The organism is Streptomyces barringtoniae, assembly GCF_020819595.1.
GTDB lineage: Bacteria > Actinomycetota > Actinomycetes > Streptomycetales > Streptomycetaceae > Streptomyces > Streptomyces barringtoniae.
Window position 1 is genome coordinate 24,297 of record NZ_JAJHNP010000020.1, and the last position, 19,447, is coordinate 43,743.

Consider the following 19,447-nt stretch of genomic DNA (forward strand, 5'->3'; position numbering starts at 1 on the left):
GGCACCGACAGTGGCGAGCGGGTGTCACTGTCGGGTCCCTACAGAACCGTCCCGGTCCGGGCTCGAAACATGTGGTCCGCCGGGCCGCTCCCACGACATGATCGGACCCGACAGGCCACGACAGCAGGGAGACCTCCGTGCCTCATTCCATCGACGAAGCCTTCACGGCGCTTCCGCTAAGGTCGCTCGCCGACGCCGCGCTGGCACGCGCGCGTGCGCTCGGGGCCGAGCACGCGGACTTCCGGTTCGAGCGCGTGCGCAGCGCGTCCTGGCGGCTGCGGGACGCCCGGCCCGCCGGATCGTCGGACACCACCGACCTCGGCTACGCGGTGCGGGTCGTGCACGGCGGTACGTGGGGCTTCGCCTCCGGTGTGGACCTGACCATGGACGCGGCCGCCAGGGTGGCCTCGCAGGCGGTGGCCATGGCCAAGCTGTCCGCGCAGGTCATCAAGGCGGCGGGCTCCGACGAGCGCGTGGAGCTGGCCGACGAGCCGGTGCACGCCGACCGGACGTGGGTGTCGTCGTACGAGATCGACCCGTTCTCCGTGCCGGACGAGGAGAAGGCGGCGCTGCTGACGGACTGGAGCACGCGGCTGCTGTCCGCCAAGGGCGTCAACCACGTGGACGCCTCCCTGCTCACCGTCCACGAGAACAAGTTCTACGCCGACACCGCCGGGACCGTGACGACCCAGCAGCGGGTGCGGCTGCATCCGCAGCTGACCGCGGTGTCGGTGGACGAGTCCAGCGGCGAGTTCGACTCGATGCGCACCATCGCGCCGCCGGTCGGGCGGGGCTGGGAGTACCTGACCGGCACCGGCTGGGACTGGGACGAGGAGCTGGCGCGGATGCCGGAGCTGCTCGCCGAGAAGATGCGGGCACCGAGCGTGCAGCCGGGCCTGTACGACCTGGTGGTCGACCCGTCCAACCTGTGGCTGACCATCCACGAGTCCATCGGGCACGCGACGGAGCTGGACCGTGCGCTCGGCTACGAGGCCGCCTACGCCGGCACCTCCTTCGCCACCTTCGACCAGCTGGGCAAGCTGCGTTACGGCTCCGAGCTGATGAACGTCACCGGGGACCGCACCGCCGAGCACGGCCTCGCGACCATCGGGTACGACGACGAGGGCGTCCAGGCGCAGTCCTGGGACCTGGTGAAGGACGGCACGCTGGTCGGCTACCAGCTGGACCGGCGGATCGCCCGGCTCACCGGCTTCGACCGGTCCAACGGGTGCGCGTACGCCGACTCCCCCGCACATGTGCCGGTGCAGCGCATGGCCAACGTCTCCCTGCGGCCCGACCCGGCGGGGCTGTCCACAGAGGACCTGATCGGGGGTGTCGACCGCGGTATCTATGTGGTCGGCGACCGGTCCTGGTCGATCGACATGCAGCGGTACAACTTCCAGTTCACCGGCCAGCGCTTCTTCAGGATCGAGAACGGCCGGATCACCGGGCAGCTGAAGGACGTGGCCTACCAGGCCACGACCACCGACTTCTGGGGGTCCATGGCGGCCGTGGGCGGTCCGCAGACCTACGTCCTCGGCGGCGCCTTCAACTGCGGCAAGGCCCAGCCGGGGCAGGTGGCCTCCGTGTCGCACGGGTGCCCGTCCGCTCTCTTCAGGTCCGTCAACATCCTCAACACGACCCAGGAGGCCGGTCGATGAGCGCCCGCACGAACAAGCCGCACGAGATCGTCGAGCAGGCGCTCGCGATGTCCCGGGCCGACGGCTGTGTCGTCATCGCCGACGAGCACTCCACCGCCAACCTGCGCTGGGCGGGCAACGCGCTCACCACGAACGGTGTGACGCGCGGCCGTACGCTCACCGTGATCGCGACCGTGGACGGCAAGGAGGGCACCGCCTCGGGAGTGGTGTCGCGCTCGGCGGTCACCGCTCAGGAGCTGGAGCCGCTGGTGCGGGCCGCCGAGACCGCCGCGCGCGGTGCGGGGCCCGCCGAGGACGCGCAGCCGCTGGTCGGCGACGTGCCGCAGTCGCCGGACTTCACGGACGCGCCCGCCGAGACCTCCTCCGCGGTGTTCGCCGACTTCGCCCCGGCGCTCGGCGAGGCGTTCGCACGCGCGCGTGCGGGCGGTCGTGAGCTGTACGGCTTCGCCAACCACGAGCTGGTGTCGACGTACCTGGGCACGTCCACCGGGCTACGCCTGCGCCATGACCAGCCGACCGGCACGCTGGAGCTGAACGCCAAGTCGCCCGACCGCCGGCGCTCGGCCTGGGCGGGCCGTTCCACGCGGGACTTCAAGGACATCGACGCCGGGGCGCTCGACGCCGAGCTGGCCGTACGGCTGGGCTGGGCCGAGCGGCGCGTGGAGCTGCCCGCCGGCCGCTACGAGACGCTGCTGCCGCCCACGGCCGTCGCGGACCTGCTGATCTACCAGCTGTGGTCGGCCTCGGGCCGGGACGCGGCCGAGGGCCGGACGGTGTTCTCCAGGCCGGGCGGCGGCACGCGCGTGGGCGAGAAGCTCGCCGAGCTGCCGCTGACCCTGCGCAGCGACCCGAACGAGCCGGGACTGGAGTGCCCGCCCTTCGTGGTCGCCCACTCCTCCGGCGGGGACCAGTCCGTGTTCGACAACGGGCTGCCGACCCACGCGACGGAGTGGGTCGCCGAGGGTGTGCTCAAGCACCTGACGACGACCCGGCACAGCGCGGGCCTGACCGGGCTGCCGGTGGCCCCGGTGCTGGGGAACCTGATCCTGGACGGCGGGGACGACCGCTCCCTGGAGGAGATGGTCGCGGCCACCGAGCGCGGGCTGCTGCTGACCTGCCTGTGGTACATCCGCGAGGTCGACCCGGCGACGCTGCTGCTCACGGGCCTGACCCGGGACGGCGTCTACCTCGTGGAGAACGGCGAGGTGACCGGGCAGGTCAACAACTTCCGGTTCAACGAGTCGCCGGTGGACCTGCTGCGACGGGCCACGGAGGCCGGGCGCACGGAAAAGACGCTGCCGAGGGAGTGGAGCGACTGGTTCACTAGGGCTGCGATGCCCGCCCTGCGGGTGCCCGACTTCAATATGAGCTCTGTCAGTCAGGGCGTATAACCTCGTAGGCGGTAGTCGCTCGACTGCCCGAGGACCATCAAGGAGATACGAGAACCGTGACGGACATCGTCGACGAGCTGAAGTGGCGGGGGCTCATCGCCCTTTCCACGGACGAGGACGCACTGCGCAAGGCGTTCGCGGACGGCCCCGTCACGTTCTATTGCGGCTTCGACCCGACCGCGCCCAGCCTGCACCTCGGCAATCTCGTGCAGATCCTGACCATGCGCCGGATCCAGCAGGCGGGCAACCGCCCGCTGGGTCTGGTCGGAGGCGCCACCGGTCTGATCGGTGACCCGAAGCCGAACGCCGAGCGGACGCTGAACTCTCCGGAGGTCGTCGCCCAGTGGGTGGAGCGGCTGCGCGCGCAGATCGCCCCGCTGCTGGACTTCGAGGGCCCGAACGCGGCGATCATGGTCAACAACCTGGACTGGACCCAGGGCATGTCGGCCATCGAGTTCCTGCGGGACATGGGCAAGCACTTCCGGGTCAACAAGATGATCGCCAAGGAGGCCGTGGCCCGCCGGCTCAACTCCGACGCCGGAATCAGCTACACCGAGTTCAGCTACCAGATCCTGCAGGGCATGGACTTCCTGGAGCTGTACCGGCGGTACGGCTGCACGCTGCAGACCGGCGGCAGTGACCAGTGGGGCAACCTCACCTCGGGCACGGACCTGATCCACCGGGTGGAGCAGAACGCCGTGGTGCACGCCCTGGGCACGCCGCTGATCACCAAGGCGGACGGCACCAAGTTCGGCAAGACCGAGTCCGGCACGGTGTGGCTCGACCCCGAGATGACCACGCCGTACGCGTTCTACCAGTTCTGGGTCAACGCGGACGACCGTGACGTCTCGAAGTTCCTGCGCATCTTCAGCTTCAGGTCCCGGGAGGAGATCGAGGAGCTGGAGCGGCAGACCGAGGAGCGGCCGCAGGCCCGGGCCGCGCAGCGGGCGCTCGCCGAGGAGCTGACGACGCTGGTGCACGGCGCCGACCAGACGGCCGCCGTGATCGCCGCGAGCCGTGCCCTGTTCGGGCAGGGTGAGCTGGCGGAGCTGGACGGTCGGACGCTGGCCGCGGCGCTGTCCGAGGTGCCGCACATCGAGGTCGCCGAACTGGGTCCGGTGGTCGACCTGTTCGCCGAGGTCGGGCTCGTCGCCAGCAAGTCCGCTGCGCGGCGGACGGTGAAGGAGGGCGGGGCCTACGTGAACAACGTGAAGGTCGCCTCCGAGGATGCGGTGCCCTCGTCCGAGGATCTGCTGGACGGGCGGTGGCTGGTGCTGCGGCGGGGGAAGAAGAACCTTGCCGCGGTGGAGGTTGTTTCCGCCTAGCGCCGTGGGGGCGTGGGTTGCGCCGCGGGCTGCGGCTTCGTCGTGGCCTGCCGCGCAGTTCGCGCGCCCCCTCACGGGGCGCTCTCACGCACCGACCCTCTCCTGCTTCCTCTTTCCCAGCGTCGCCATGTAGAGGGCGTCCACGGCCGCGACGATGATGATCGCGGCCACCAGCTGGAAGGCGTGCCGGGTCCAGTCGATGCCGCGCGTCGCGGCGACGCCGAGGGCGCCGGCGACCGCGTTGCCCACGATGGCGCCGAGCATGCCGCAGATGGTGGTCAGCCAGAGGGGGCTGTGCTGCTTGCCCGGGATGACCGCCTTGGCTATGACGCCCAGCACGAATCCCACGATGATCGCCCACAACCAGCCCATGGCTGCCTCCTCGTACGGCTCGACGTGAGCATTAGGGCCAGTCTGGGCGGGTGGGCCGTACGGCGCATGTCGGGTTCCCCCGTGCGCGGCACGGCCGGTGCCGTTACCGCAGGCAGCGGGCGACCCGGTCTCGTGGGCGGCGCAGCCACGGCGTAACGTAAGAAGGTCGGGGCGAGCCGAAGCGGGCGGATGGTGGAATGTGATGCGGAAACAGCACGGCGGCAGCGCCCAGGTGTTCCGGATCACCGGGGCCCGGACGGGACTCGCCGAGGACGTACGGGGCCGGCAGCGGAGGTACGTCATCTCGATGACGATCCGCACGGTGTCGGTGATCCTCGCGGTCTCCCTGTGGAACGTCGAGCGGTATGTCGCCATCGTCGCGCTCGTCGCCGGAGCGCTGCTCCCCTATGTCGCCGTGGTGATCGCGAACGCCGGCCGGGAGCGGCCGCCGTCCCTTCCCTCGACGTTCATCACCGCGCCGACGCGGCCGATGATCACGCCGCCGCCGGCGGAGGGGGCGCAGACGGAATCCGTTCCGGAGGACGCGGCGGCTCATCCGACGGGCGCGCGTGGTGAGCGCGCCGGCCCGAAATGAGCACGACGGGTACGCCGGAAGCGGAACGCAGCCGCCCGTCAAGCTCAAGAAAAGCTCAGATCAATCGTGTAGTTCCAGTGCCGGGCGACGGGGTAACCGTGACATACTGCGTACGCGCTCCGCATCCCCCGTCGGAGCGACGGACCGACGCCGGGCAGCTCCCCCCGTGGCTGCTCGGCGTCGCCTTGTTCGGGCCCTTTCTGTACGACGAACCCGAGACGAACCTGTGAGTGACGAGACCCCGATCTGCTCCGCCAAGGGCTGCCGTGCCGCTGCCGTCTGGGTGCTGGCGTGGAACAACCCGAAGATCCACACGCCGGAGCGGCGCAAGACATGGCTGGCGTGCGAGGAGCATCGCGAGCATCTGTCGCAGTTCCTCGGGGTGCGGGGCTTCCTGAAGGACGTCGTGAAGTTCGCCGACTGGCAGGATCCCGAAGGGGCCTAGCCGCCGATCGCCGACATCGGTCGGTCCGGCTGCACGAACGACGGGTCGTCCAGGCCCGCTCCCGCCTTCTTCCCCCACATCGCCAGCTTCCAGATGCGGGCGATCTCCTCGTCCGGGGCGCCGGAGCGCAGGGCCGCGCGGAGGTCGGTTTCCTCGGTGGCGAACAGGCAGGTCCGTATCTGCCCGTCGGCCGTGAGGCGGGTGCGGTCGCAGGCCGCGCAGAAGGGGCGGGTGACCGAGGCGATGACGCCGACGCGGTGCGGGCCGCCGTTCACCAGCCAGCGCTCCGCCGGGGCCGAGCCGCGCGCGTCGGCGCCCTCCGGGGTGAGGTCGAAGCGGGTGCGCAGGGAGGCCAGGATGTCCCCGGCGGTGACCATGCCCTCGCGCTTCCAGCCGTGCTGGGCGTCCAGCGGCATCTGCTCGATGAACCGCAGTTCGTAGTCGTGCTCCACGGCCCAGGCCAGCAGCTCGGGGGCCTCGTCGTCGTTCATGCCCGGCATCAGGACCGAGTTGACCTTGACGGGGGTCAGACCGGCCTCGCGGGCGGCCCGCAGGCCATCGAGGACGTCCTTGTGGCGGTCGCGGCGGGTCAGGGTCTTGAAGACGTCGGGGCGCAGGGTGTCCAGGGAGACGTTGACCCGGTCCAGGCCTGCCGCCTTCAGCGCGGTCGCGGTGCGCTTGAGGCCGATGCCGTTGGTGGTCAGGGACATCTGCGGGCGGGGGGCGAGGGCCGCCACGCGCTCGACGATGCCGACCAGGCCGGGGCGCAGCAGGGGCTCGCCGCCGGTGAAGCGGACCTCCTCGATGCCGAGCGTGCGCACGGCGATGTCGACGAGGCGGACGATCTCGTCGTCGGTGAGCAGGTCGGGCTTGGCCAGCCACTGCAGGCCCTCCTCGGGCATGCAGTAGGTGCAGCGGAGGTTGCACCGATCGGTCAGCGAGACCCGCAGGTCGGTGGCCACCCGGCCGTAGGTGTCGATGAGCACGTGGGCCCCCTCCCTCGATCCCGAGCACTTGTTTCCCGTCACTGAGAGCCTACGTGACACCACTGACAACGACAGCGGCCCGATCCGACGAGGTACGGCACGGCCGCGTCGTAGGACCGTACAGTCCCCTCACGACGCGGCCGCCGTACGAATGTCAGTGCGCTCCGGTGCCGGTCAGGGACCGCACCTCCAGTTCGGCGTACTTGCCGGCGTCCGGGACCTCCTTGGAGAGCAGGGTGCCCACGACGCCGAGCAGGAATCCGACCGGGATGGAGATGATGCCGGGATTCTCCAGCGGGAACCAGTGGAAGTCGACGTCGGGGAACATCGAGGCGGGGCTGCCGGAGACCACCGGGGAGAACAGCACCAGGCCGACCGCGGTGACCAGGCCGCCGTAGATCGACCACAGGGCGCCCGAGGTGGTGAACCGCTTCCAGAACAGGCTGTAGAGGATGGTCGGCAGGTTGGCGGAGGCCGCGACCGCGAAGGCGAGGGCGACCAGGCCGGCCACGTTCAGGTCGCGGGCCAGGGCGCCGAGGACGATCGAGACCGCGCCGATGCCGACGCTGGCCCAGCGGGCCGCGCCGACCTCCTGTTTCTCGGTGGCCTGCCCCCTCTTGATGACGTTGGCGTAGATGTCGTGGGCGAAGGAGGACGACGAGGCCAGGGTGAGGCCCGCGACGACCGCCAGGATGGTCGCGAAGGCGACGGCCGAGATGGTGGCGAGCAGGATCGCGCCCCAGTCGGAGTGGACGCCGCCCAGATGCAGCGCCAGGAGGGGTGCCGCGGTGTTGCCCGCCTTGTTGGAGGCGATGATCTCGTCGGGTTTGATCAGCGCGGCGGCGCCGAAGCCCAGGGCGAGGGTCATCAGGTAGAAGGCGCCGATCAGGCCGATCGCCCAGATGACCGACTTCCGGGCGGCCTTTGCGCTCGGGACGGTGTAGAAGCGGATCAGGATGTGCGGCAGGCCCGCGGTGCCCAGGACCAGGGCGATGCCGAGCGAGATGAAGTCCAGCTTGGTGGTGCCGGTGGCGCCGTACTTCAGGCCCGGCTCCAGGAACGCCGAGCCCTTGCCGCTGTTGTCGGCGGCCCGGCCGAGCAGATCGGAGATGTTGAAGTGGAACTTCAGCAGGACCAGGAAGGTCAGCAGCAGGGCGCCGGCGATCAGCAGGACCGCCTTGACCATCTGGACCCAGGTGGTGCCCTTCATGCCGCCGATGGTGACGTACACGATCATCAGGATGCCCACCAGGGCGACGATGCCGATCTTGCCGCCGTCGCTGGTGATGCCGAGCAGGAGCGAGACGAGGACGCCCGCGCCCGCCATCTGGGCCAGCAGGTAGAAGATCGAGACCACGATCGTGGAGGTGCCGGCGGCCGTGCGGACCGGGCGCTGGCGCATGCGGTAGGCCAGCACGTCGCCCATGGTGTAGCGGCCGGAGTTGCGCAGGGGTTCGGCGACCAGGAGCAGGGCTACGAGCCAGGCGACGAGGAAACCGATGGAGTACAGGAAGCCGTCGTAGCCGAACAGGGCGATGGCGCCGGCGATGCCGAGGAAGGACGCGGCGGACATGTAGTCGCCGGAGACGGCGAGGCCGTTCTGGAAGCCGGTGAACTGGCGTCCGCCGGCATAGAAGTCGGCGGCGTTCTTCGTCTGGCGGCCCGCACGGACGGTGATGACGAGGGTCGCGGCGACGAACACCGCGAACAGGGTGGTGATCAGCGTCCGGTGGTCGCTCGCCTCGCCTGCGGCCAGGGTGATCGCGGGGCTCATGCGCCGCCCTCCATCCGGGACTTGATGGCCTCCGCCTTGGGGTCGAGCTTCGCGGCGGCGTGCCGTGCGTACCACCAGGCGATGAGGAAGGTGGTGAGGAACTGGGCGAGGCCCAGGACGAGGGCGACGTTGACGTTGCCCGCCACCTTGGTGCCCATGAAGCCGCCCGCGTAGTTGGACAGCAGCACGTACAGCAGGTACCAGGCGGTGAAGGCGACCGCCAGCGGGAAGGCGAACGAGCGGTGGGCGCGGCGCAGTTCACCGAACTCCGCGCTCTGCTGCACCTCGGCGAACTCCTCGGTGGTGGGAAGTGGGGCCCCCGGTGTGGCGGGGGGTGGTGTCTCGGTGGCCACGGAGTCTCCTCGCGTTGCGGAAGCGATGACGAACGGGGGCTCGATGGTGCTGGCGCTCCCTGCCCAAGGTCCACGGCGCCACGCGAAGACCGGTTCAAGTCCTATGAGTTGTTTCGCAAGCTGTCTTGTCGAGCCATTGCCAAGACATTGCTGTGCGGTGGGTCGTGGGGTTAGCTTCTGCCTGCACCACGCGCCATGCACCTGCCCGAGCACCATCTGTGTCTCGGGCGGTTTCGTATCCGGATGAAGTGGAGATCCCATGGTTCATCTGCGTTCCAGACGCCGGCTCGCGCTCGCCGTGCCCGTCGTGCTGTCGCTGACCGCCTCGCTCGGCCTGCTGCCGGCGGCGGCCTCCGCGGCTCCCGGCACGGCCCGGGAGGTGCGGGCGGCGGACGACGGACCGAACCTCGCGTACGTGGTCAACACCCGTACGGATCACCGCACGATCGAGTCCGTGCAGCGGGAGATCGTCCGCAACGGCGGCTCGGTGGTGGCCAGTTACGACAGGATCGGTGTGATCGTCGTCCACTCCGCGACGGCGGACTTCGCCGCGCGGATGCGTGCGGTGCGCGGGGTGGACTCGGCGGGCGCGACGCGTACCGCGCCGCTGAGTGCCGCGGGGACGACCGACGAGGGTGCGGCGCAGGTCCTGTCGAAGGCGGAGGCCGCCCAGCTCGCCCGGGCCGCGGCCCCGGGCGAGGAGCCGCTCGAGGCGGACCAGTGGGACCTGCGGGCGATCGGCGCCGACCGGGCCGCGCGGATCAACCCGGGCAGCAGGAGCGTGACCGTCGGTGTCATAGACACGGGCGTGGACGACACCCACCCGGACATAGCCCCGAACTTCTCCGCCTCCCAGTCGGCGAACTGCGTGAGCGGCAAAGCGGACACGACGTACGGCGCGTGGCGCCCGGCGGACGCCGGCCACTACCACGGCACCCATGTGGCCGGTGAGATAGCCGCGGCCCGCAACGGCACAGGCGTGGCCGGTGTGGCGCCGGGCGTGAGGGTCGCGAGCATCACGGTGGCCCAGCCGGACTCGACGCAGCTGTTCTACCCGGAGAGCGTGGTCTGCGCCTTCGTGTTCGCCGCCGACCACGGCATCCAGATCACCAACAACAGCTACTACGTTGATCCGTGGCTGTACAACTGCATGGACGATCCGGATCAACGGGCCATCGTTGACGCGGTCAACAGGGCCCAGATGTATGCACAGCGCAAGGGCACGCTCAATGTGGCCTCCGCGGGCAACTCCAACGACGACCTGGACGCGCACGCGCTCGTGGACGACTCCAGCCCCGACGACTCGACTGCCACGACCCGCACGGTCGACCCGCACGAGTGCTTCGACGTGCCGACCCAGCTGCCCGGTGTGGTGACCGTGAGCGCGGTGGGCGTGAAGGGCGCCAAGTCGTACTACTCCAGCTACGGCCAGGGCGTGATCGACGTGGCGGGGCCGGGCGGCGACAAGTACCAGATCCCGGACACGCCGTCGAAGAACGGCCGCATCCTGTCCACGCTGCCGAACGACCAGTACGGCTTCCTCCAGGGCACCTCGATGGCCTCCCCGCACGTGGCCGCGGTGGCCGCGCTGCTGAAGTCGGCGCATCCGAACGCCACTCCGGCCCAGCTGCAGGCCCTGCTGAAGGCCGAGGCGGACAACCCGGGCTGCCCGAGCGGTCCGTACGACGGCGACGGTGACGGGGTCGTGGACGCGACCTGCGTCGGCGGCAAGCGCGTCAACGGCTTCTACGGCTTCGGCACGGTGGACGCGCTGGCCGCGGTGACCAAGTAGGGCCGGGCCGGTCCCTGAATCTTGATTCAGTCAATACTGCATAGTGCAGTCATGACTGCTATCAAGTTCGCTTGGTCCGCGCTGGGCGGCGACCCCGCCCACCTCGCGCGGCTCACCACCGTGGTGCGGGAGGGCGTGCTCGAGGCGCGCCTTCCCGTACGGGAGCTCGCCCGTGCCTGCGTCGGCGCCTGTGCGCTGGCCGCCGCGGAGCTGGCGGCGCGTCGGGCCGGACTCGCCGAGGTGCCCGGCGTCCGGGTCGACGACGGCGCGGTCGCCGCCGCGTTCCACAGCGAGCGCCTGCTCCGGGTGGACGGGCGCACGCCCGTCACCTTCGCACCCCTGTCGCGGTTCTGGCGGACGGCCGACGGCCGGGTGCGCACCCACGCCAACTACCCGCACCACCGGGCCCGGTTGCTCGGCGCGCTGGGCCTGCCGCAGGACGCCTCGGCGGAGGCGGTGGCCGACCGCATCGCCGAGCGCCCCGCGCTGGACGTCGAGGAGGCGGTCTACGGCGCCGGCGGCCTCGCGGTGGCCCTGCGCAGCCCGAAGGAGTGGGCGGCCACCGAGCAGGCCGCCGAGGTGGCCGCACGCCCGCTGGTCGAACGCGAACGCCTCGGTTCCACGCACGCGCGCGTGCTCACGCCGCTCGACCCCGCCGCCGCTGCCCTGCTGCCCGCCGCCGGGCTGCGCGTGCTGGACCTGACCCGGGTCCTGGCCGGCCCGGTCGCCACCCGCACCCTCGCCCTGCTCGGCGCGGACGTACTCCGCGTGGACGCCCCCTGGCTGCCCGAACTCCCCGACCAGCAGGCCGACACGGGTTTCGGCAAGCGGTCGGCGACGCTCGATCTCACCGCCGACCGCGACACCTTCGAGGAGCTGCTGGCCGCGGCCGACGTCGTCGTCACCGGCTATCGGCCGGGCGCCCTCGACCGGTTCGGGCTCGCGCCGGAGGCGCTGTTCGCGCGCAGGCCCGCACTGGTCGTGGCACAGGTGTCGGCGTGGGGCGCGTACGGCCCCTGGGGCCGGCGGCGTGGATTCGACAGCCTGGTGCAGGTCGCGACCGGCATCGCCGCCACCGAGGGCTCGGCCGAGGAGCCCGGCGCGCTGCCCGCGCAGGCGCTGGACCACGGTACCGGCTACCTCCTGGCGGCGGCCGTACTGCGAGCGCTGACCGAGCAGTCGTACGACGGGGGCGGCCGCCTCGTGCGGCTGGCGCTGGCCCGGACCGCGCGCTGGCTGACCGACGGGATCCGGCCGACCGCGGCCACGGGTGCGCCGTACGAGGGCCCGGACGCCTGGCTGGCCGAGACGGACGGCCCGCTCGGCCGGCTGCGGCACGCGCTGCCGCCGGTGTCCTTCGCGGGCGGCCCCGGCGACTGGGCGCGGCCTCCGGTGCCGTGGGGGTCGGACAGTGCCCGCTGGCGGTGAGCGCGCGGCCGGAAGCAGGTGGGCGCACCGGCGGCCGGAAGCGTATGTATGCGTGGAATTCCGTACTGCCAGTTGTTTTCCGGGACTTGCCCGGTTCTGCGGCGACTGGCGAAGATCACAGGGTGAGCTCGACACGACCGACCGCCGAGGCGACCGGCGAGGAGGGCCCCGCCCGGCGGTCCGGCACCGGCCGGGCCGTCGCCCTGCTGGCCCTGGTGGCGCTGGGCGCCCTGATCCCGCTACTCGGGCCGTCGGCGGCGCTGCACGGCACCGGGGAGGCCGCCGCGCCGGGGGTCGGCGGCATCGGGCTGCTGCGCGCCGTGCTGTTCGCCGGCCTGAGCGTGCCCCTAGGCGAGCTGTTCGTGCACCGGCTCGCCCGGCGTCTGCCCGGTGTCCCGCCCGAACGGCCCCGCAGCTGGGCGCCGTTGGCCACCGCCGCCGGTTTCGTCGCCGCGCTGGCGCTCGCCTCGGTGGTGTCCGCGGGCAATCTGGTCCCGCACGGTCTCGGCCAGATCGACGTCGGCGGCCTGTACGGCTCCCGCGACGGCCGGCTGGCCCTGCTGGAGGTCAACGCCTTTCTGCTGGCGGTCCTGTGCGCGTTCCTGCGCCGTCCGGCGGCCCAGGTGTGGCCGCTGGCCGCGGTGGTGGTCGCGGAGGCGCTGCGCGCCCACCCCGCGACCGAGCAGAGTCCGCTGACCGGCTCGGGCCTGACGCTGGTGCACCTGACGTGCGCGGCGCTGTGGACCGGCGGTCTGCTGCACGCCCTGCGGCTGGTCGGGCTGTGGCGCGGCGATCCGGCCGGGGCCGCGCTGCTCGGCCGTTACGCGCGCGTGGCGGCCGGCCTGCTCGCCGCCGTCACCACCACGGGCGTGTGCAGTTCGCTGCGCCGCATGCCGCCGGCCACGGTCCTGAACCAGCTGACGACGACGGCGTACGGACGCACCCTGCTGGCCAAGGTGATCCTGGTCGCCGCCGTCGTGCTGCTCGCCCTGTGGGCGCGGATCCGGCTGCGCCGTGCCGCCGACCCGCTGACCGCGTGCGCGCCCGCGCGGGCCGAGGTGATCGCCCTGGGCGCGGTCGTCGCGGTCTCGGGCCTGCTCACGGCGCTGCCGCTGCCGATCCGCTGGACCTGACTCGTCACCGGTCGTTGGTGACCAGGACCTTGAGGGCGATGCGCTCGTCCATCGCCTTGTAGCCCTCCGGCACGCCCTGGATGTCCACCGTCATGTCGAACACCGGCGAGGGGTCGATCGTGCCGTCGAGCACGTCGGGGAGCAGGTCCGGGATGTAGGCGCGGACCGGGGCGACGCCGCCGCGCAGCGCGATGTTCCGGTCGAACATGACGCCGAGGTCGAGGCCGGTGCCGCTGCCGTGCGGCACGCCCACGAAACCGATCGCGCCACCGTCGCGGGTGATGTTGACGGCCGTCCGCATGGACTGCTCGGTGCCGACGGCCTCCACCACGGCGTGCGCGCCCTGGCCGCGGGTGAGCTCACGGACGGCCTCCACGGCCGCGTCCCCGCGCACGGCGACGACGTCGGTGGCCCCGAAGCGGCGCGCGATGTCGGTACGGGCCTCGTGCCGGCCGAGCGCGATGATCCGCTCGGCGCCCAGCCGCTTGGCGGCCAGCACCGCGCACAGGCCGACCGCGCCGTCGCCGACGACGGCGACCGTGGCGCCGGGGCGGGCGCCCGCGCCGAGGGCGGCGTGGTGGCCGGTGCCGAGGACGTCGGAGAGGGTCAGCAGGGCGGACAGCAGGTGGTCGTCGGAGGCCGCGTCCTTGGGCAGCTGGACGAGGGTGCCGTCGGCGAACGGCACGCGCACGGCCTCGCCCTGGCCGCCGTCGTAGCCGACGGAGCCCCAGAAACCGCCGTGCTCGCAGGACGTCGTCAGGCCCTCGCGGCAGTAGTCGCAGACGCCGTCGGACCACATGAACGGCGCAACCACCAGGTCACCGCGCCGGACGGTGCTCACCTCGGAGCCGGTCTCCTCCACGATCCCGAGGAACTCGTGTCCGATGCGCTGCCCCGGCTGCCGGGCCGCCTCGCCCCGGTACGCCCACAGGTCGCTGCCGCAGATGCAGGCCCGCAGCACCCGCACCACGGCGTCGGTGGGCAGCTGCACCACGGGCTCGGGGACTTCCTCCACACGCATGTCGAACGGGGCGTGGATGGTGGTGGCGCGCATGGCGAGGGTCCTTCTCGTGCGGGTCGGTGCGGGGCGCTCAGGGGGTGGTCGAGCGCACCTCACGGTACGCCGTCACCGGCCCGGCCTGTGCGCCCAGGGTGCCCGGCCCGCGCGTCAGACGCCCGCCGCGCCCAGCAGGCTGCCCGCCGCGTAGGTGACCCCCATCGCGAGCGCCCCGCCCACCACGTTGCGCAGCACCGCGCGTTTCGGGTCGGCCGCGCCGAGCCGGGCGCTCTTCCAGCCGGTGAGGACGAGCGCGGCCAGGACGGAGACGACCGTCACACCCAGCCGCCAGCCGGCCGGGGGCAGGACGATGGCCAGCAGCGGCAGCAGCGCGCCCACCGTGAAGGCGAGGAAGCTCGCCCAGGCCGCGTGCCAGGGGTTGGTGAGGTCCTCCGGGTCGATACCGAGCTCCACGCGCGCGTGGGCCTTGAGCGGGTCCCGCGCGGTGAGCTGCTCGGCGGCCTCCCGGGCCACCTGGTGGGACAGTCCGCGTTCCTCCAGCAGCGTGGTCAGCTCCCGCAGCTCGGCCTCCGGCTGCTCGCGCAGTTCCCGTTTCTCCACGGCCAGCGCGGCCATCTCGGAGTCGCGCTGGGTGGAGACGGAGACGTACTCGCCGGCGGCCATGGACATCGACCCGGCGAGCAGGCCGGCCAGTCCGGCGGTGAGCAGGGCGGACCGGCTCTGGGTCGCACCGGCCACGCCGACGACGATGCCCGCGGTGGAGACGATGCCGTCGTTCGCGCCGAGCACGGCGGCCCGCAGCCAGTTCAGCCGCGAGCCGAGCGCGCCCCCGTGGGCCTCTTCGTGGGTGGGTTCCGTCACAGCAGGGAGGATCGCACTCCCGGGGCTGCCACCTCCACCTCACCACACCCGCAGTGAGGCCCCCCGGGCGAACACCGGGCTGGTCGCGTCCGCCGGTGGCTGCGTCAGGGGCTCGGCGACCTCCGTCACCGTGGGGCCCGCCTTCGCCGCGAGGGGGTCGAGGAGGGCGAGGTCGAAGCCGTAGACGCGGGCGGCGTTGCCGCCGAGCATGGCCGCGACCTCCTCGCGCGGCACGCCCGCGTAGGCGACGCGCAGGGCCTCGCGGGTGTAGGGATGGGTGCCCTCGTCGTGCGGGTAGTCGCTGCCCCACATGATCTTGTCGACGCCGATGCGGTCCCGCAGCGGCACCTCGTGCGGGCGCATGAAGCTGGCGCCGACGAAGCAGTTGTCCCGCCACACCTGCGAGGGGGCGGCGCCCATGCCGTCGGCCAGACCGGCGCCGAACCTGGCCTCGGCGGACCCGGCCTTCGCGGCCGCAGAGACCAGGCGGCCGTGGTAGTAGTCCAGCATGCCGAGCACCCCGGGGATCCAGCCCGAGCCCTGTTCGGTCAGGACGAGTTTCAGCTCGGGGTGCCGGCGGAAGGCACCGCCGAAGACCAGGTGCCACAGGGCGCGGTGGGAGAACCAGGTCGTCTCCACCATGAACACCGCGCGTGCGGCCGGTTCCTCGCCGAGCGGCGGGGAGGCCGAGCCGGCGTGGTGGTTGACCGGGACGCCGAGTTCCGCGCAGGTGGCCCAGATCGGGTCGTACGTCCGCGAGTACAGCTCGGGCAGCCCCGAGCCGGGCGGAGTGCCGGGCAGCATCAGGCCGCCCTTCAGGCCCGCCGAGGCGGCCCACCGGATCTCCTTGACGGCCTCCTCGACGTCGCCGAGCAGGATCTGGAAGACACCCGCCCGGCGGCCCGGCGCGGCGGCGCAGAAGTCGGCGAGCCAGCGGTTGTGGGCGCGCAGGCCCGCCCAGCGTCGCTCGAAGTCCTCGGCGCCGGGCGGCGGGGCCATCAGGGAGCCCGACGGGAAGAACGGCGGGATGGTGTTCGGGAAGATCACCTCCGCCACGATCCCGTCCGCCTCCAGCTCCGCGAGGCGCCGCTCGGAGTTCCAGTTGCGGTCGGCGGAGTCGGCGAGCAGGTCCTCGTAGGGGTTGACGTAGGTGGCGGCCCAGACGTCGAAGTCGTCGTGGTACCGCTTCTCCAGGTAGGACCTGTAGTCCAGCAGGTCGGCGCCGGCGTGGCAGTCGGCGGAGATGACGGTGTACCGGTCGTCGCTCATGCGGGCGCTCCCCCTGCGCGAAAGCCGGGGTCGGTCCCCAGCACCGGGAAGTCGTGTTCGGTCAGCCAGTGCCGGCCCGTCCGGCGCGAGCGCGCCCAGGACGCCTCGACGGCCGCCTGGCCGGCCGGCTGGCCGAGGTCGGCGGGGGTCGGCCCGATGCGGCGGGCCAGGGGGGCGAGCTTGTCCACGTCGAAGCCGAAGACCTCGGCCGCGGCGAGGCCGAGCATCCGGCGCGTCTCGGTGACCGGGATGTCGTGGAAGGTACGGCGCAGCCACGCGCGTGTGTCGGGCCAGGTGCCCTCGGGGTGCGGGAAGTCGCTGCCCCAGAGGATGTTGTCGACGCCGATCTCGTAGCGCTGGGCCAGCTCGCGCCGCTTGGTGTTGGTGGCGCAGACGAACACCTGCCGGTCCAGGTACTCGTGCGGCGGGCGCTTCAGCTCCTCGAACGGGGAGAGCTTCTTGCCGCCGTGCGCGCCGAGGTAGAGGCGGTCCATGAACCACAGCAGGTTCGGCAGCCACCAGCAGCCGGACTCGGCGACACCGAAGCGCAGGCCGGGGTGGCGTTCGAAGACGCCGGACCAGAGCAGGAACCACAGCGGCCGGGCCGGCCACCAGGTCACCTCGCTCACATAGATGCCGAGATGGTCGCCGTACTCCTCGCGCGGGGCGGCGCCGGAGTGGGTGAGCACGGGCATGCCGTACTCGGCGGCGGCCGCCCACACGGGGTCGTAACGGCGGTCGTGGTACGGCTCCTTGTCCGCCCACATGGCCGGGATCATCAGGGCGCCGAGGCCGGACTCCCGGGCCCGGTGGATCTCGGCGACGACCTGCTCGACGGGGGCCGTGACCGGCAGCAGGGCGACTCCGCAGTGCCGTTCGGGGTGTTCGGAGACGAAGTCCGCGAGCCAGCGGTTGTGCGCGCGGGCGCCCGCCATGCCCAGCTCCGGGTCCTGGTCGCCGCTCAGGCCGAGGCCCACGCCGAAGGGGGCGGCGGTGCGGCTGTCGACGGCGTCGGCGTCCGGGAAGACCACCTCGGCGGCCACACCGTCCCCGTCGAGCTCCTTGAGGCGCTGTGCGGTGTCCCAGCCGCCGCGCAGGCCTTCCTCGTTGGCCCGGAACCACTCGTCGGCGAAGGCCTCGTTGCGGATGCCGAGCCGGGTCATCTCCTCGCGGCGCCGGCCCCGGCCCGCGAGGAACGCGTCGAAGTCCCGGTGGAAACGGGACTCCAGATAGGGCCGGTACTCCTCGGTGGGCAGTCCGGCGTGGCAGTCGGAGGAGATGATCAGGTACGGGTCGTCGTATGCGCTCACCAGGGCCTCCTCTCGGTTCAGTCCAGGACGAAGCTTTCGAGGTACGACGGGTTCGCCCGGTCCAGCATCGACCGGGCCCGGGCGCGGATCTGCGCGTCGCTGTGCTCGCTCGCCGGCAGCAGCCAGAAGCGGTCGGCGCGGATGCCGTCCGCGACGAGGGCGGCGACCTCCTCCACGGGCGTGAAACGGACCTCCTGGCCGGCCGCGCGCATCGCCGCCTCCCACTGGTCGAGGCTGCGGTACGGCGTCTTGCGCGGGCTCCGTTTGGCGTAGCGGGCGGGGCGGTTGCGGTGCGACTCCCACAGGCCGGTGCGCAGCATGTGGGGGCCCGGGAAGAGCACCGATGCGCCCACGCGCGCGTGCTCGGCCCTCAGGTGCGCGTACACGGAGGCGGTCGGGAGGGGTGCGATACCGCCGTCGCCGGAGGACGTATTGACCACATGACCGGGTTGACCCGACTTGATCATCCTGGGCACGAACGCCTGGACACCATGGAAGACACCCCACACATTGACGGCGAAGGCCCACCGCCAGTCGTTCGGGTCGTGCTCCCACATCCGGCCCTCGGCGCCCGAGCCGACGCCCGCGTTGTTGCACAGGACGTGCACGGCGCCGTAGGTGTCGTACGCCGCGTCGGCCAGTTCCATGAGCTGGGCGCGCTCGCCCACGTCGACCACGCGCGCGTGCACGTCGGCGCCCTCGGCGCGCAGGCCGGCCGCGGCCTTGTCCAGGGCGGCCTCCTCGACGTCGGCGAGGACCACTTTCAGGCCCTCGGCGGCGAACCGCCGGGCCATCGCAAGCCCGATCCCGCTCGCCGCGCCGGTGACGACGGCAACCTGTCCGGCCCTGAGGTCCATCACACGCTCCCCTCGGGCGATGCGGACTGCGGCGGTCCGTCGAGGATCTGCAGCGGGTCGTCGTAGCGCTGGTGGACGTACGGCAACAGGGCCTGGGCGTCGACCCGTTCGACGACCCGGCCGCGCTGGTCGCTGGTCTTCTCGCCGACGGTGATCTCGCGCAGGCGCAGCACCGGCAGGTCGGCCACGGGGTCGTACGCCGACTCGCGCAGGACGACCTCCCCGGCCACCCGCTCCAGCCGGCGCACCCGCTCGTTGCGCACGCAGTGGACCAGCACCGGGTCGGTGTCGAAGCCGGAGCCGTCCACGGCGGGAAGGAACTTGAAGTAGAAGTCGGTCCTGCGGCTCGGCCCGGGCAGCGGCAGTTCGGCGCCGACCATGCCGCGGACCTCGACGAACGCGATGCCGTGCCGGCTCATCGACGCGTGCACGCGCGCGCCGTCGCGCTCGACGGTCACCTCGCCGAGCTTCTTGGGCTCGCCGAAGACCTCGCGCCCGCCGGTGAGGGCGCGCTCGTGGGTCATCGGCATGACCAGCGGGTACCAGCCCCCGACCGTGCCGTGCACGGCGGCGACCGCGAGGGAGCCGGCGCCGAGCGGGTATCCGGGCAGGCCGACCTTGCTGATGTTCACCCGGACGAGCGGACTGCCGGTGGGTTTCAGGGGCGGGGGCAGGACCGCGGCGACCGCGTCCGGGTCGGTCTCCCAGACGGCCACCACACCGGTGGACCAGATGCCGGGAAGCCGCGCGCTCGCGGTGCGCGTCGCGGCGATCTCCCGCTCGGTCCGTGCGCCGTACCGTACGCGTGCGTGTTCCATCGGCCGTACCGCCCTTCTTCTGACGGAGCCGCGATCCTGACGGACCGTCACCTGTAACA

General features: G+C 72.2%; 18 protein-coding genes. 8 read left to right on the forward strand and 10 right to left on the reverse strand.

All coding sequences use genetic code 11. The annotated features are described in order from the left end of the window. The first annotated feature begins 137 nt into the window (after window positions 1-137). Genes LMU33_RS30415 through tyrS form a run of 3 tightly spaced genes read left to right on the forward strand, consistent with a single transcriptional unit; the run spans window position 138 to window position 4,377 of the window. Complete coding sequence (locus LMU33_RS30415; protein WP_228623890.1) at window positions 138-1,661, forward strand: TldD/PmbA family protein; 1,524 nt, start codon at window positions 138-140, stop codon at window positions 1,659-1,661. After that, window positions 1,658-3,052 carry a TldD/PmbA family protein gene (locus LMU33_RS30420; RefSeq protein ID WP_228623892.1) on the forward strand — a complete coding sequence of 465 codons (1,395 nt, stop codon included), beginning with the start codon at window positions 1,658-1,660 and terminating at the stop codon, window positions 3,050-3,052. The genes LMU33_RS30415 and LMU33_RS30420 overlap by 4 nt, the downstream gene beginning before the upstream one ends. Before the next feature lie 56 nt (window positions 3,053-3,108). Then, a complete protein-coding gene (gene tyrS / locus LMU33_RS30425; protein ID WP_228623893.1) occupies window positions 3,109-4,377 on the forward strand; it encodes a tyrosine--tRNA ligase in 1,269 nt (422 codons plus the stop codon). A gap of 84 nt (window positions 4,378-4,461) precedes the next feature. On the opposite strand, the gene LMU33_RS30430 is transcribed toward tyrS, so the two are convergent. Continuing rightward, window positions 4,462-4,749, reverse strand: a complete 288-nt coding sequence (locus LMU33_RS30430; protein ID WP_228623894.1) for a GlsB/YeaQ/YmgE family stress response membrane protein — start codon at window positions 4,747-4,749, stop codon at window positions 4,462-4,464. Window positions 4,750-4,951: 202 nt separating this feature from the next. Between LMU33_RS30430 and LMU33_RS30435 the strand changes: the two genes are divergently transcribed. Beyond that, a complete protein-coding gene (locus tag LMU33_RS30435; protein WP_228623896.1) occupies window positions 4,952-5,344 on the forward strand; it encodes a DUF3099 domain-containing protein in 393 nt (130 codons plus the stop codon). Between the two features lie 226 nt (window positions 5,345-5,570). Continuing rightward, window positions 5,571-5,789, forward strand: coding sequence for a hypothetical protein (locus LMU33_RS30440; RefSeq protein ID WP_228623897.1), 219 nt, complete (start codon window positions 5,571-5,573; stop codon window positions 5,787-5,789). On the opposite strand, the gene moaA is transcribed toward LMU33_RS30440, so the two are convergent. From moaA to LMU33_RS30455, 3 genes are all read right to left on the reverse strand, one after another. Then, window positions 5,786-6,775, reverse strand: a complete 990-nt coding sequence (gene moaA / locus LMU33_RS30445; protein ID WP_228623899.1) for a GTP 3',8-cyclase MoaA — start codon at window positions 6,773-6,775, stop codon at window positions 5,786-5,788. The genes LMU33_RS30440 and moaA overlap by 4 nt on opposite strands. A gap of 154 nt (window positions 6,776-6,929) precedes the next feature. Continuing rightward, window positions 6,930-8,549: a monocarboxylic acid transporter gene (locus tag LMU33_RS30450; protein ID WP_228623901.1), complete on the reverse strand. Its 1,620-nt coding sequence runs from the start codon at window positions 8,547-8,549 to the stop codon at window positions 6,930-6,932. Continuing rightward, window positions 8,546-8,902, reverse strand: coding sequence for a DUF485 domain-containing protein (locus LMU33_RS30455; protein ID WP_228623903.1), 357 nt, complete (start codon window positions 8,900-8,902; stop codon window positions 8,546-8,548). Before LMU33_RS30455 ends, LMU33_RS30450 begins: the two co-directional genes overlap by 4 nt. A gap of 259 nt (window positions 8,903-9,161) precedes the next feature. Between LMU33_RS30455 and LMU33_RS30460 the strand changes: the two genes are divergently transcribed. From LMU33_RS30460 to LMU33_RS30470, 3 genes are all read left to right on the forward strand, one after another. Then, window positions 9,162-10,694: a S8 family peptidase gene (locus tag LMU33_RS30460; RefSeq protein ID WP_228623905.1), complete on the forward strand. Its 1,533-nt coding sequence runs from the start codon at window positions 9,162-9,164 to the stop codon at window positions 10,692-10,694. 51 nt (window positions 10,695-10,745) lie between these two features. Beyond that, on the forward strand, window positions 10,746-12,122 hold the full coding sequence (locus LMU33_RS30465) for a CoA transferase (RefSeq protein ID WP_228623907.1): 1,377 nt from the start codon (window positions 10,746-10,748) through the stop codon (window positions 12,120-12,122). A 122-nt stretch (window positions 12,123-12,244) separates the two neighbouring features. Then, window positions 12,245-13,255, forward strand: a complete 1,011-nt coding sequence (locus tag LMU33_RS30470) for a CopD family protein (RefSeq protein WP_228623909.1) — start codon at window positions 12,245-12,247, stop codon at window positions 13,253-13,255. A 4-nt stretch (window positions 13,256-13,259) separates the two neighbouring features. Here the strand turns inward: LMU33_RS30470 and LMU33_RS30475 are convergent, their stop codons facing one another. From LMU33_RS30475 to LMU33_RS30500, 6 genes are all read right to left on the reverse strand, one after another. After that, window positions 13,260-14,309 carry a zinc-dependent alcohol dehydrogenase family protein gene (locus LMU33_RS30475; protein WP_228623911.1) on the reverse strand — a complete coding sequence of 350 codons (1,050 nt, stop codon included), beginning with the start codon at window positions 14,307-14,309 and terminating at the stop codon, window positions 13,260-13,262. Between the two features lie 114 nt (window positions 14,310-14,423). Beyond that, entirely contained in the window at window positions 14,424-15,134 is a 711-nt protein-coding gene (locus LMU33_RS30480) for a VIT1/CCC1 transporter family protein (protein ID WP_228623913.1), read from the reverse strand. A gap of 39 nt (window positions 15,135-15,173) precedes the next feature. Further along, window positions 15,174-16,403: an amidohydrolase family protein gene (locus LMU33_RS30485; protein WP_228623915.1), complete on the reverse strand. Its 1,230-nt coding sequence runs from the start codon at window positions 16,401-16,403 to the stop codon at window positions 15,174-15,176. Continuing rightward, window positions 16,400-17,713 carry an amidohydrolase family protein gene (locus LMU33_RS30490; protein ID WP_228623917.1) on the reverse strand — a complete coding sequence of 438 codons (1,314 nt, stop codon included), beginning with the start codon at window positions 17,711-17,713 and terminating at the stop codon, window positions 16,400-16,402. Before LMU33_RS30490 ends, LMU33_RS30485 begins: the two co-directional genes overlap by 4 nt. A gap of 17 nt (window positions 17,714-17,730) precedes the next feature. Beyond that, window positions 17,731-18,570 carry an SDR family NAD(P)-dependent oxidoreductase gene (locus LMU33_RS30495; protein ID WP_228623918.1) on the reverse strand — a complete coding sequence of 280 codons (840 nt, stop codon included), beginning with the start codon at window positions 18,568-18,570 and terminating at the stop codon, window positions 17,731-17,733. Next, window positions 18,570-19,388, reverse strand: a complete 819-nt coding sequence (locus LMU33_RS30500; protein ID WP_228623920.1) for an acetoacetate decarboxylase family protein — start codon at window positions 19,386-19,388, stop codon at window positions 18,570-18,572. The genes LMU33_RS30495 and LMU33_RS30500 overlap by 1 nt, the downstream gene beginning before the upstream one ends. Window positions 19,389-19,447 lie beyond the last annotated feature (59 nt).

Bases quoted from the DNA above. Each gene is read 5' to 3' on its own strand.
- LMU33_RS30450 (WP_228623901.1), bottom strand. From the start codon at position 8,549: ATGAGCCCCGCGATCACCCTGGCCGCAGGCGAGGCGAGCGACCACCGG.
- LMU33_RS30420 (WP_228623892.1), top strand. From the start codon at position 1,658: ATGAGCGCCCGCACGAACAAGCCGCACGAGATCGTCGAGCAGGCGCTC.
- LMU33_RS30495 (WP_228623918.1), bottom strand. From the start codon at position 18,570: ATGGACCTCAGGGCCGGACAGGTTGCCGTCGTCACCGGCGCGGCGAGC.
- LMU33_RS30435 (WP_228623896.1), top strand. From the start codon at position 4,952: ATGCGGAAACAGCACGGCGGCAGCGCCCAGGTGTTCCGGATCACCGGG.
- LMU33_RS30430 (WP_228623894.1), bottom strand. From the start codon at position 4,749: ATGGGCTGGTTGTGGGCGATCATCGTGGGATTCGTGCTGGGCGTCATA.
- LMU33_RS30475 (WP_228623911.1), bottom strand. From the start codon at position 14,309: ATGCGCGCCACCACCATCCACGCCCCGTTCGACATGCGTGTGGAGGAA.
- LMU33_RS30485 (WP_228623915.1), bottom strand. From the start codon at position 16,403: ATGAGCGACGACCGGTACACCGTCATCTCCGCCGACTGCCACGCCGGC.
- LMU33_RS30500 (WP_228623920.1), bottom strand. From the start codon at position 19,388: ATGGAACACGCACGCGTACGGTACGGCGCACGGACCGAGCGGGAGATC.
- LMU33_RS30460 (WP_228623905.1), top strand. From the start codon at position 9,162: ATGGTTCATCTGCGTTCCAGACGCCGGCTCGCGCTCGCCGTGCCCGTC.
- LMU33_RS30465 (WP_228623907.1), top strand. From the start codon at position 10,746: ATGACTGCTATCAAGTTCGCTTGGTCCGCGCTGGGCGGCGACCCCGCC.